Consider the following 12,377-nt stretch of genomic DNA (forward strand, 5'->3'; position numbering starts at 1 on the left):
GCCCCGGCCGCGCCGCATCCGCCAAGTGGCGCACCCGCGCCTCCCCATGGCCGCGCTCGTCCGACACCGTGCCGAACGGCGAAAGACCCACGGCGAGTGCGGCTCCGGTGGCTGCCGCGACCCGCAGCGTCTCGTCCAGCAGGGCCCACGGCGAACAGCTGCGGGCGATCTCGTCGGTGACGAGTTCCGGGATCGGCGGCAGTTCGGCGCGTTCGCTCGAGGCCTGCAACACCGTGAAGACTCGTTCGTAGATCGTGCGGTCGAACGGAAGCCCGAGGTCGGCCTTGGACGCGGAGGCGCCGAGCGCGGGCGGGCGCGGCAGCGGATGCGCGGTGAGACCGAGTTCCTGTGCGCTGTCCGGCGCCGCTCGGCGCCAGAGGTCGATACCGGAGTGGGTGCCGACGCGCGCCGCGACGAGACGGTCCAGTTCGGGCTGCCCGTCGCCGGTCGTCCGGCTGGTCGCGCACGCGTCGAGCAGGTCGTCCAATGCCACGATGTGCTCGTCGCCGACCGGGCCCGCGGAAGGCCGCCGCCGCCAAGCGATCTCGATCAATCCGCCCAGCTGTCGCGCCACCTCCGCGTCCGTGAGGTGTTCCTTGAGCGCCTGCGTGGTCCGTCCCGCGGCGAACTCGTGGATATCGCGCAGCGCGGCCTCCGCGGTCTGCCTGTCGCGCACCGGATCAGGATGGCCGTTCGTCGTCGCGAGCTCGAAACAGCGCTGGAAGTAGAGATCCTGCGGATTGCCCTCGGTGATGCGCAGCGCGCGGCGGACCTGTTTGAGCAGCGTGAACCAGGCGGCGGTGGCCCGCAGCACGTCGGCTGCGGCGAAGATGCGGGATGCGAGTAGCGTCGCGCCGTCCGCGGTCAGGATCGCCCCGGCGCAGCTCGGATGCTGGACAGGACGAATCACCAGTGGGTCGAGCAGGAGTTTGACGGTCCGGCGCAGCGGTCCGCCCTGCGGGCCGCTGAGTGCCTCGACGCCGTCGAGCCTGCGCCACACCTCGTCGAGCACCATGGCGCGCGGTCGTCGCATTCGACCAGGTTAACGGACCTTTGGCCGGTTCGGGCCGGCGAAACCTGGGATCGGTAGGCGGCGCGCGATTCCTACCTTTCTCTCAACGGCCCGATCACCGGGCCGGACCAACCGAGAGAGAGAACGGATCACCATGAACGCCAAGTACTTCCGCACCGCCACCGCCGCCGTCGCCGCCCTCGCGCTGACCGGTTTCCTCACCGCCTGCGGTGACGACTCCGCGAGCAGCTCGCCCACGACCTCGAAGCAGACCACCGCCGCCGCGCCCGCCGGGCCCGCCGCGGGCAAGTCCGCGGCGCTGGTCGACGGCAAGGCGCTGGCAGGCACCTTCGAGACCACCTGCGCGAAGCAGGGCAACACGCTGGCCCTCGCCCTGACCGACAACAACAACGCCACCTACGGCCAGCTGACGGCCAGCGCCACCATCACCGACGCCAACACCGTGCAGGCCGTCGGCATCGCTGGCAGCAAGGGCGGCTCCTCGGGTCTGCCTTACGCGGTGGGCTACGGCAACGGCCAGCCGGGCGGCTCGGCGAAGGTCGTCAAGGACGGCAACACCTACAAGGTCACCGGCGAAGGCGTCGGCGCGCCTGACCTGAGCAACCCGCTCGCGGGGCCGTCGACCTCCACCTTCGACATCACCTTCGCCTGCTCGACCATCGTCGGCGCCTGACGGACGGTCCGCGTGCTCGGCTCCCCGTCGTCCCGCGAGCCCGGCGCCACCGAGGGGTGCGCCAGGCCGGAACGACGGGGTTGCCCGGGATTCGGAAAGTCCTTCCGGCAAACAACAACTCAGGAGTACACCATGGCAACCAAACTGCGCACCGCCGCGATCGTCTTCGCCATCGCCGCGATCGGCCTCTACCTCTGGCACGGCCTCACCTACGAGCCGACCAGCCCTTACGAACCGGAGTTCATCGCCTGGGTGAACGGCTTCATGGCCCTGCCGATCATCGCGTTCACCGCGGTGGTGATGGTCTTCGCCTTCACCGGCGAGGGCATCATGTCCGCCTTGACCGGGCTCAACTCCACGGAATTCCGCGGCGGGCTGCTCGGCATCGGCACCGTGAAGTCGTTCCGGCAGACCGGGCTCACCGTCAACGACCAGCCGCAGATCCGCATCGAGTTCAGCGTCGAGGGCGTGGACGGCAAGGTTTTCGAGTCCGCGGCCAAGATGATCGTGCCGCTCACCGAGCTGGCGCTGCTGCGTCCCGGCGTGGTGCTTCCGGTGCGATACCTGCCGGACCGCACCGACAAGGTCGAGGTGGACCTGTCCGGCGACAGCGTCGAGGCGCAGCAGGCGATGAACGAATCCATGATTCGCAAAGGCTTCACCACCAAGGCCAAGCTCGACATCGCGGCGCGCGGCATCGCGGCCCAGGCGGTGGTGCAGTCGCTGTCGGTCCCGGGCGAGATCCGCAACGGCTACTCCAAGGTGGAGATCGGGCTTGCTGTCACGAGGCCCGACGGCAGCACCTTCCGCACCCGCGCCGAGAAGTTCCTGCCGCCGGCCAGCGTCGGAAATGTGCAGGTGGGCAGGATCGTTCAGGTGCACTACTTGCCGGAGAACGAGCAGGAGGTCGTCATCGCGGTTCCGGTGAACGCCTGAGACTTGGTCGGCTGTTCACCTGGGTGTTTCCTGGGAATAGCCTGGGGCGTTTAGCGTGCGGCCGACAGCCCGAGCCAGGAGTGATCGTGACCTTGAAACCACTCGCCCTCTTCGTGCAGCACGACGGTCGCTCCGCGCGCGCCGCCGTGACCTGCGAGTACAAATGCGCCAACGCGTGCTTCCACGAGACGCCGAACATCTCGGGCGGCGAGTACTTCGGTGACATCGTCAGCTCACTGAACCGGCGCGGTCTGATCAAGGGCGGCGCGGCGGCGGTACTCGCCGTCGGCGCCGCCTCCGCGCTTGCGGCCTGCGGTGACGACGACGCCGAGGCCGGCTCCACCGGCGCCACCCCGGCGGGCCTGCCAGGAACCGGAACGAACTTCACCGCCGTCGCCCCCAACAAGGAAGACGCCATCGTCGTCCCGCAGGGCTACGACCAGTCGGTCGTGATCCGCTGGGGCGACCCGCTGTTCGCCGACGCCCCCGCCTTCGATTTCGACCGGCAGACCGCCGCGGCGCAGGCCAAGCAGTTCGGCTACAACAACGACTTCGCGGCCCTGCTTCCCATCGAGGGCCAGGCCAACAGCTACCTGATGGTGGTCAACCACGAGTACACCACCGCGCCGCACATGTTCCGCGGCTACGACAAAGCCAACCCGACGCCCGAGCAACTCGCCGTCACCATGGCCGCGCACGGATTGACCGTCGTCGAGGTCAAGGGCGAATCCGGCACCGGCAAGCTGACGCCCGTCTTCGGCAAGTACAACCGCCGCATCACCGCGACCACCGAGTTCACCCTCACCGGGCCTGCTGCGGGCAGCGAGTTCACCAAGACCTCCGCCGACCCGACCGGCGCCAAGGTACTCGGCACCTTCGCCAACTGCTCCGGCGGATTGACCCCTTGGGGCACAGTACTTTCCGGCGAGGAGAACTTCCACGGCTACTTCGCCAACGGTGACAAGCCCGCAGGCGGCGACGCCGCGGCGGCGCGCGCCAAGCGCTACGGCTTCACCGCGGGCGCGACGGCCAATCTCTGGGAGCGCGCCGACAAGCGCTTCGACCTGGCACAGGAACCCAACGAGGCCAACCGTTTCGGCTACGTCATCGAGATCGACCCGTGGGACCCGAATTCGACGCCGGTCAAGCACTCGGCCATGGGCAGGCTCAAGCACGAGGGCGCGACCATCTACGTCACCAAGGGCGGCGACGTCGTCTCCTACACCGGTGACGACGAAAAGTTCGACTACATGTACAAATTCGTCTCTTCTCGCAAGGTGCAGTCCGGCACCGGCGCGGCGAGCAGGCGGAACAACATGACCATCCTCGACGCGGGCACCCTGTACGTCGCCAAGCTCACCGGCGATCACGCCGACAAGGTCGACGGCACCGGCGCCAAGCCGTCCGACAAGGGCTTCACCGGCAAGGGTCAGTGGATTCCGCTGCTGGAGACCGACGCGCAGGGCAAGGGCAAGTCGCTGGTCGACGGCATGACCGCCGAAGAGGTCGCGGTGTTCACCCGCCTGGCGGCCGACAAGGTCGGCGCCACGAAGATGGACCGCCCGGAGGACTTCGAGGCCAACCCTTACACCGGCAAGGTGTACGTGGCGCTGACCAACAACGACAACCGCGGCAAGGAGGGCAAGGCGGGTCCGGACGAGGCGAACCCGCGCAACCTCAACAAGAACGGCCAGATCCTCGAGATCGACGACGACCACACCGGCACCCAGTTCACCTGGTCGCTGCTGCTGGTCTGCGGCGATCCGGCCGCGGCGGACACCTACTTCGCCGGCTTCGACAAGACCAAGGTGAGCCCGATCTCCTGCCCGGACAACCTGGCCTTCGACCCGTACGGCAACCTGTGGATCTCCACCGACGGCAACGCGCTGAAGTCCAACGACGGCCTGTTCTCCGTGGTGCTCGACGGCGCGAATCGCGGTGAGACCAAACAGTTCCTGACGGTGCCGCGCGGCGCGGAGACCTGCGGCCCGATCGTCACCGAATCGCGGGTCATCGTGTGCGTGCAGCACCCCGGCGAGGCCGACGACGCCACTCCGGAAAACCCGTTGTCGCACTGGCCCGACGGCGGTTCCGCGCAGCCGAGGCCCTCGGTGGCGGTCGTCTGGAAGAGGGACGGCGGCCGGATCGGCGTGTAACCGGTTGTCCCCCGGGTGGTTTCGCCACCCGGGGGTGGCCCGCCATTCTCCGGTGAGTCAGCCCATGTTGGCGAAGCGGGCGAAATCGCCTTGGGCGCCGCTGTACACGTTCAGATCGGTGCGGCCCGCGATGCCCGGGATGCTGCCGCGGTCGGTGGTCTGCCAGAACGTCCAGGTCGGCCAGCCGCCGGGCACCTCGGGCTCGTCGTTGTCGCGGTAGTCGGCGATCCACAGCGGAAAGCGGGTGAATTCGCTGGTATTGGCCATCGCCGTCTTCCAGAAGTTCGGATAGGTGTAGATGATCGGCACCCGGCCGGTGAGCGCTTGCACCGTGTTGAGGTAGCGGTGCGTCCAATTGATCAGCGCCCCGGGATCCAGGCCGCCGGAATGCTCGAGATCCAGCACCGGCGGCAGGTCGAGCGGACCGTTCTGCCCCAGCACGATCGTGGCGTAAAGCGCTGCTTGCGGTTCCGGCGGCAACTGCGGCCTGGCGTAGTGGTACGTGCCGCGGGCGATGCCCGCCGCTCGCATCAACACGCTGTCCGCGACGAAGTACGGGTTGATGTAGCTGATGCCCTCGGTGGCCTTCACCATGGCGAAATCGTGTCCTGACCGCTTGACCGCGAACCAGTCGATGAACCGTCCGTCGACGTGCTGCCAGGACGAGACGTCCGGTCCGGTCGGTGTTGCCGCCGCCTGGCCGTTCGCTGAAAGGATGCTGCCCACGGTGATCGCGGACAACGCAAAAATGCGGGTCGCTCTCCAGCGCGTGCTATCCATGCCATTCGACCTTAGGTGGACGCGCTCTGGCGAGAAGGTGTTACGGGTAAATAGTTTGCTGACTATTTACCAACGGGCGATCGCAACCGCGATCATCCCAGCCAGTCCAGCACCGACGCGGCAGTCCACGACTGCTGCATGCTGCCGAGCGGCGCACCGGTGAAAGGCTCGTAGTACTCCGCGAAGGCGCCGTCGCTGGCCTGCCGCAGCCCCTCGGCGCGGAGCATGAACGCCCGCTCGGCCCAGCCGCGGCGGGCGAAGACCCAGGAGAACAGCCAGCTCATCACCGGCCACACCGGTCCGCGCCAGTACTCGCGCGGCCGGAAGTCCTTGGCGACGGGGGAGGTCGAAGGCGGCAGCGCGTAACGGAGGTCGGGGTGGCCGCAATAGCGCGGACCCTCGAACAGGCGAAGCAGGCTGCGTTCGGTGTCGCGCGGCAGGCCGCCGCACAGCAGCGGGGCGAAAACCGAGAGCGTCTCGGTGTTGATCCAGCGCTGCGCGCGCACGTCGAAGTCGCGGGCCGCGCCGGTGCGCGCGTCCGCGGTGGCGACGACGCCGGCGCGGAAGCGGTCGGCCCACGAGTACAGCTCGCGCACGTCGGCGTTCGGCTGCTTGTACTCCTCGCCGATATTGGCGAGCACCTCGCACGCCAGCGCGAAGATCGCGGTGACGAACACGTCCTCCACCGCGAAGCTCATGGTGGAGGCCAGCAGGTAGTCGTCGTAACCGGCCCGGCGCATCTGCTCGACCAGCCACAGGTACCTGTCGTACTCGCGGTCGGTGGGGCGCTGCGTCGGATCGGCGACGACCAGCACGTCCTCGCGTCGGTACGGGGGCAGGTCGCCGGGGACCACGTTCGCGTAGGCCCGGTCCCAGCGCGGCGAATTATCCATGCCGGATTCCCAGCCGTGGTAGAGCGTGATCCGGCCGTTCTCCTTCGGATCGCGGGCGTGCGCGAGCCAGCGATGCCAGCGCACCAGGTCGGGCCAGCGGCGGTTGAGGAACTCCTCGGCGGTCGCGCGGGTGCTGCGGCCGTGGCGGCGGGAGTGATCGAGAATGCGCTGCACCGCGATGGCGTGCACCGGCGGCTGGGTGATTCCGGAGGTGTCCGGTCCGTCGGGCGCGTTGGCGGCCAGCTTGCGGCACTCCCAGCGAGCCGGGCCGGGAAAGTAGCCGTCCACGCCGTTGGCGAACACGATGTGCGGGATCATGCCGTTCTTCCACTGCGCCGAGAGCAGCGTGTCCAGCTCGACGACAGCGCGTTCCACGCTGAGCGGAGCGAGGCCGACCGCGACGAACGCCGCGTCCCAGCTCCACATGTGCGGGTACAGCCGGGGCGCCGCGCTGGTCATCGTGCCCAGGTCGTTGCCACGCAGCAGGTAGGCGGCGCGGGCCGCGAGCTGGGTGGGGGTGAAACCCGGATGTGCCATCCCCCTATTCTGCGATCCAACCCGAAGATATGCCCGCTCAGCGGTGTCGCGTCGTGCCGAGGTGTCGTGTTCGGCGGATCTCACTCTCGCATTGCCCCGTCCGTGGAGATTGGTTTACCGACGTAAGCGTGCATCGCTACGGGTCCGCGCGGTGCTACGGATTTCGCGCACCCACTACGGTGGGGCGCATGAACACCGCCGTCACCAGCACCCCGAAGCCGACCGCGTTGATCACCGGAGCCAGCCGTGGGCTCGGCGCGGCCATCGCTCGCGAACTCGCGCCAGGGCACGAACTGCTGCTCGGCGCGCGCTCGCGAGAAGCGTTGCGCGACATCCTCACCGAGCTACCCGAGGCGACGCCGTGGCCGGTGGAGCTCACCGATTACGACGCGGTCGCCGCGGCGGTCGCCGGGGTGGAACGGCTGGACGTGCTCGTGCACAACGCGGGCATCGCCGACCTCGGCACCATCGCCGAATCGTCGGTGGCGCAGTGGCGAAACACCTTGGAAGCCAACCTCATCGCCGTCGCGGAGCTGACCAGGTTGCTGCTGCCCGCGTTGCGCGCCGCGAACGGCCATGTGGTGCTGATCAATTCGGGCGCCGGTCTGCGGGCCAACGCCGGTTGGGCCTCGTACGCGGCCAGCAAGTTCGGGCTGCGCGCCTTCGCCGACGCGCTGCGGCTCGAGGAGCCCGCGCTGCGGGTGACCTCCATCCATCCCGGCCGGATCGACACCGATATGCAGCGCGAGATCACCTCGGGCGAGGGACGCGAGTACCGGCCGGAGGAGTTCCTCACGGCCGAGACGGTCGCGACCGCGGTGCGTCACGCCGTGGAGACCCCGCGCGACGCGCACCCGACCGAGATCGTGCTGCGTCCGATCGCCCGCTGATCCGAACCTCCCATCGGCCGTCGCCGCGCCTGGAGCGCCGCAACGGCCGCCGAGATCAGGCGACGATGTTGACCAGTCGGCCCGGCACCACGATCAGCTTGCGCGGCGCGGCGCCGTTCAGCAGCGCCGCGATCTTCTCGTCGGCGAGCGCGGCCGCCTCGATGGCCGCGTTGTCGGCGTCGGCCGGGACCTGAATCCGGCTGCGCACCTTGCCGTTCACCTGGATCGGATACTCCACCGACTCCTCGACGAGCAGCGCGGGATCGGCGACCGGGAACGGGCCGTGCGCCAGGGAAACGCTGTGGCCCAGCCGTTCCCACAGCTCCTCGGCGACGTGCGGGGAGAGCGGAGCCAGCATCAGCACCAGCGGCTCCACCACCGAGCGCGGGGCGCCGTCGGGGTAGTTCTTGGTCAGGTGGTTGGTCAGTTCGATGAGCTTCGCCCCCGCCGTGTTGTCGCGCAGCGCGGCGAAATCCTCGTCCACGCCCGCGATCGTCTTGTGCGTAAGACGCAGCGTCTCGTCCGAAGGGGCGGCGTCGGTGACGCGCAGCGCGCCCGTCTCCTCGTCCACCACCAGACGCCAGACCCGCTGCAGGAATCGGTGCGCGCCGACGACGTCCTTGGTCGCCCACGGCCGCGAGGTGTCCAGCGGACCCATCGACATCTCGTAGAAGCGGAACGTGTCGGCGCCGTACAGATCGCACATCTCGTCCGGCGAGATGGCGTTCTTCAACGACTTCCCGATCTTGCCGTACTCCTGGAACACCGCGATCTCGTCGCCGGTCGCGGTGGTCCAGAAGAACTTGCCGTCCCGCTCGATGATCTCGGCGGCGGGCACGTACGCGCCGCGCTCGTCGGTGTAGGCGTGCGCCTGGATGTAGCCCTGGTTGAACAATCGCCGGTACGGCTCGCTGCTGCTCACATCACCCAGGTCGAACAGCACCTTCTGCCAGAACCGCGCGTACAGCAGGTGCAGCACCGCGTGCTCGACGCCGCCGATGTACAGGTCGACGCCGCCAGGATCGTTCGCGCCGTGCTCGGCGGTGCGCGGGCCGAGCCAGTACTGCTCGTTCTCCTTGGCGCAGAACGCCTCGGTGTTGGTCGGATCGGCGTAGCGCAGCTGGTACCAGGAGCTGCCCGCCCAGTTCGGCATGACGTTGGTGTCGCGCCGGTACTTCTTCGGCCCGTCGCCCAGGTCCAGCTCGACGTGCACCCAGTCGGTGGCCTTGGCCAGCGGCGGCGACGGCTCCGAGTTCGCGTCGTCCGGATCGAAGGTCACCGGGGCGAAGTCGTCCAGTTCGGGAAGCCGAACCGGCAGCATGGATTCCGGCAGCGCGTGCGGTGCGCCCTGCTCGTCGTAGACGATCGGGAACGGCTCGCCCCAGTACCGCTGGCGGGCGAACAGCCAGTCGCGCAGCTTGTATTGGATGGTGCCGGTGCCGTGCCCGTCGGCCTCCAGCCTGCCGATGACGGTGGCCTTCGCCTCCTCGACCGAAAGACCGTTCAGGTATTCGGAATTCACCAGCTCGCCCTCGCCGGCGTGCGCGCCGTTGGTGACGTCGCCGCCGGAGATGACCTCGACGATGGGCAGGCCGAAGGCGGTCGCGAACTCGTGGTCGCGGTGATCGTGGCCGGGCACCGCCATGATCGCGCCGGTGCCGTAGCCGATCAGCACGTAGTCGGCGATGAAGATCGGAATCCGGTGTCCGTTCACCGGATTGATGGCGTAGGAGCCGAGGAAGACGCCGGTCTTCTCCTTGTACTCCTGGCGCTCCAGATCCGACTTGGCCGCGATCGCCTTGCGGTAGGCGGCGACGGCGTCGGCGGGCGTGGCCGCGCCCTCGTTGGTCCAGCGCGGATCGGTGTTCTCCGGCCACCGCGCCGCGGCCAGCCGGTCGACCAGCTCGTGCTCGGGAGCCAGCACCATGTACGTCGCGCCGAACAGGGTGTCGGGGCGGGTGGTGAACACCTCGATCGGCCCCGCGTCGGAGTCGAACTTCACCTGGGCGCCGCGCGAACGGCCGATCCAGTTGCGCTGCATGGCCTTCACGTTCTCCGGCCAGTCCAGGTCGTCCAGGTCGTCGACCAGCCGGTCCGCGTAGGCGGTGATGCGCATCATCCACTGCCACAGGCGCTTACGGAACACCGGAAAGTTGCCGCGCTCGCTGCGGCCATCGGCGGTGACCTCCTCGTTGGACAGCACGGTACCCAGACCGGGGCACCAGTTGACCATCGAATCGGTCTGGTACACCAGGCGATACGAGTCGATCACCGTGGCGCGCTCGGCGGCGGACATGGTGGCCCAGTCCTTGCCGTCCGGCGCGGGCCGCGCGCCGGACGCGAACTGCTCCTCCAGATCGGCGATCGGTCGGGCGCGACCGGTCTCCAGGTCGTACCAGGCGTTGTAGATGCGCAGGAAGATCCACTGCGTCCAGCGGTAGTACTCCGGGTCGGTGGTCGCGAACGAGCGGCGCCGGTCGTGGCCGAGACCCAGCCGGTCCAGCTGGCGCTGCATGGTGGCGATGTTCGACTCGGTGGTGTCGCGCGGATGCGCGCCGGTCTGCACGGCGTACTGCTCGGCGGGCAGACCGAAGGCGTCGTAGCCGAGCGCGTGCAGCACGTTGCGGCCGTGCATGCGGTGGTAGCGCGCGAACACGTCGGTCGCGATGTACCCGAGCGGATGGCCTACGTGCAGGCCGGCGCCCGACGGGTACGGGAACATGTCCTGGACGAACAGCTTGTCCGCGGGGGTGTCCCCGGCGAGCGGCCCGGTCGGGTTCGGCGCGTGGAAGGTTCCGCGCTCCGCCCAGTTCTGCTGCCACCGGCGCTCGATGCGGCCCGCGAGGTCAGCGTTGTACCGGTGCTGGGGTACATCGCTTTCGGTTGCACGACTGTCCTGCACGGTCCTGCCTTCTTGTTTCTCGCCGATCCTGGACAAACTTCGTATTACAGGGTAGAACGTGCGGTCCGAGGGACCGAAAATCGGGCCGCGTGCCTATGCGCTAGCCTGCATAGGTGTTCGTCGTAGCCCTCGTCCTGTTCGTGCTGGCCGCCGTTGCCATCGCAACCGGCGTGCTCGGACTGACCGGCAGGCTCCCGCGCAACCGCTTCGTCGGTGTGCACACCGAAGCCGCTCTCACCTCCGAAGAGACCTTCCGCATCGCGAACCGCGTCGCCGCCCCCACCTCGGTCGCTGCGGGCGCGCTGCTCTTCGCAGGCGGTCTCGTCGCCTACGCCGCGGGCGGCGTCGTCGCCCTGATCGTCGCGGGCGCCGCCGCCGTCATCGCCCTGTTCACCCTGGGTGCGGGCGCGAACGCGGCAGGTCAGGCCATCGCGAGCCTGGTGCCCGCCGAGGACGTGGGCGGCTGCGGTCAGTCCTGCGGCGCGTGTTCCCTGCGCGACGCCTGCCAGCCCGCGAACTGATTCTCGCCGCTCCCTCGGTCCGAAGCCAGCCATTTTCCGGGGCCGCGGGCGGCTCGACCACCGGAAATTCACGCGTTGTCGTCGGTGGTCGTCGGTACCCTGGGTGACAGCTCGCCGTTCGGCGGCTTTGTCCGGGGGAGGTTCGGATGTACTTCGGTTTCGCGCTGGTGATCTTCGTCGCGGGGATGGCCGTCGCCGCGCCGTTCGGGTTCGGCGCGGCGGTCGCGTTCTTCGGCGTCGGCGCCATCTTCCTTGTCGTGGGGGTCGTCAAACTTCGACGCCGTGCGCCATTGCCGATCTCGCCGCGGAATCGCGGGCGCAGGGGTGCCGGGTGGGGTGCGGCCGGAGCCGGTGGAGTGGCGTACTTCGGCGGTGGCGGCGACAGTGGGAGCAGCGACGGCGGTGGTTGCGGAGGTGGCAGTAGCTGTGGCGGCGGTGGTTGCGGCGGCGGCTGAGCCCCGAAGATTCGGAAGTCAGCCGACGCCAGGCGGTGGGCTGATGTGGCGCGAGAGCGGGCTGCCCTTCGGGTTGAGGTAGAGGACGAACAGCGTGACCGGCGTTGCGCCGAGATTGCGGGCGACGTGCGGGTACTCCGGCCCGCTCGGTTCGCGGAACACGCGCCCGCGCTGGTACGTGACGGGCGCGCCATCGGAGCCGGGGTGGTCGAGGGTGCCCCGAGCGACGAGCACCAGGAGCGTGCCGTCGTGGTAGTGCCATCCGCTGGTGCCCCCGGGATCGATCACCGTCTGCCGCAGCAGGACGTCGCGCCCTCGCATCGTGAACTGCGCCAGCACCCGGCTGGCGGTGCCCGACGCGGGCGCGGCATTCGGCCGCGGACTGGGCAGACGCGGGATCCTCACCACTCCATCGAACCACCCCATCCCGCGCGGCAGCTCCGCTCGAGCAATCCCGGCCACCTCCGCGAACTCCGCTTACACCCAGACGCGACGACGGCCATCTGGTGCGGCGCCCAGGGGACGGGGTGCCGCGGACCAGATGGCCGCTGGATTCGATCGCCGCCAACCCGACAGGCGATCGATTCGAGAATGCGACCGG

General features: G+C 69.0%; 11 protein-coding genes. 6 read left to right on the forward strand and 5 right to left on the reverse strand.

All coding sequences use genetic code 11. The features are described 5' to 3' along the window. Positions 1-1,015, reverse strand: a 1,015-nt coding sequence (locus tag NX1_RS14880; RefSeq protein WP_245668521.1) for a hypothetical protein, incomplete at its 3' end; no start/stop codon positions are given. Between the two features lie 151 nt (positions 1,016-1,166). On the opposite strand from NX1_RS14880, the gene NX1_RS14885 reads away from it, so the two are divergent. The 3 genes from NX1_RS14885 to NX1_RS14895 all read left to right on the forward strand — a co-directional run bounded on the left by NX1_RS14885 (position 1,167) and on the right by NX1_RS14895 (position 4,798). Beyond that, positions 1,167-1,706 (forward strand): lipoprotein LpqH, encoded by a 540-nt coding sequence (locus tag NX1_RS14885; RefSeq protein WP_068058803.1) that lies wholly within the window; start codon positions 1,167-1,169, stop codon positions 1,704-1,706. A gap of 132 nt (positions 1,707-1,838) precedes the next feature. Then, complete coding sequence (locus NX1_RS14890) at positions 1,839-2,642, forward strand: hypothetical protein (protein WP_068058805.1); 804 nt, start codon at positions 1,839-1,841, stop codon at positions 2,640-2,642. Positions 2,643-2,728: 86 nt separating this feature from the next. Further along, positions 2,729-4,798, forward strand: coding sequence for a PhoX family protein (locus NX1_RS14895; RefSeq protein WP_068059057.1), 2,070 nt, complete (start codon positions 2,729-2,731; stop codon positions 4,796-4,798). A gap of 57 nt (positions 4,799-4,855) precedes the next feature. Here the strand turns inward: NX1_RS14895 and NX1_RS14900 are convergent, their stop codons facing one another. Further along, complete coding sequence (locus NX1_RS14900) at positions 4,856-5,578, reverse strand: glycoside hydrolase family 25 protein (RefSeq protein ID WP_068058807.1); 723 nt, start codon at positions 5,576-5,578, stop codon at positions 4,856-4,858. Positions 5,579-5,670: 92 nt separating this feature from the next. Next, positions 5,671-7,008: a glucosylglycerate hydrolase gene (gene ggh, locus NX1_RS14905; RefSeq protein ID WP_068058809.1), complete on the reverse strand. Its 1,338-nt coding sequence runs from the start codon at positions 7,006-7,008 to the stop codon at positions 5,671-5,673. A 188-nt stretch (positions 7,009-7,196) separates the two neighbouring features. On the opposite strand from ggh, the gene NX1_RS14910 reads away from it, so the two are divergent. Further along, positions 7,197-7,898 (forward strand): SDR family oxidoreductase, encoded by a 702-nt coding sequence (locus tag NX1_RS14910; protein ID WP_068058811.1) that lies wholly within the window; start codon positions 7,197-7,199, stop codon positions 7,896-7,898. 55 nt (positions 7,899-7,953) lie between these two features. Here the strand turns inward: NX1_RS14910 and leuS are convergent, their stop codons facing one another. Then, positions 7,954-10,800, reverse strand: a complete 2,847-nt coding sequence (gene leuS, locus NX1_RS14915; protein WP_068059059.1) for a leucine--tRNA ligase — start codon at positions 10,798-10,800, stop codon at positions 7,954-7,956. 113 nt (positions 10,801-10,913) lie between these two features. On the opposite strand from leuS, the gene NX1_RS14920 reads away from it, so the two are divergent. Together NX1_RS14920 and NX1_RS14925 are read left to right on the forward strand one after the other, a co-directional pair. Beyond that, positions 10,914-11,321, forward strand: a complete 408-nt coding sequence (locus NX1_RS14920) for an SdpI family protein (protein ID WP_068058813.1) — start codon at positions 10,914-10,916, stop codon at positions 11,319-11,321. A gap of 146 nt (positions 11,322-11,467) precedes the next feature. Further along, positions 11,468-11,776 carry a hypothetical protein gene (locus tag NX1_RS14925; RefSeq protein ID WP_176580385.1) on the forward strand — a complete coding sequence of 103 codons (309 nt, stop codon included), beginning with the start codon at positions 11,468-11,470 and terminating at the stop codon, positions 11,774-11,776. An 18-nt stretch (positions 11,777-11,794) separates the two neighbouring features. On the opposite strand, the gene NX1_RS14930 is transcribed toward NX1_RS14925, so the two are convergent. Then, positions 11,795-12,181: a cupin domain-containing protein gene (locus NX1_RS14930; RefSeq protein WP_245668513.1), complete on the reverse strand. Its 387-nt coding sequence runs from the start codon at positions 12,179-12,181 to the stop codon at positions 11,795-11,797. Positions 12,182-12,377 lie beyond the last annotated feature (196 nt).

Source organism: Nocardia xishanensis NBRC 101358, assembly GCF_001613365.1.
In the GTDB taxonomy this organism is placed as follows: Bacteria; Actinomycetota; Actinomycetes; order Mycobacteriales; family Mycobacteriaceae; genus Nocardia; species Nocardia xishanensis.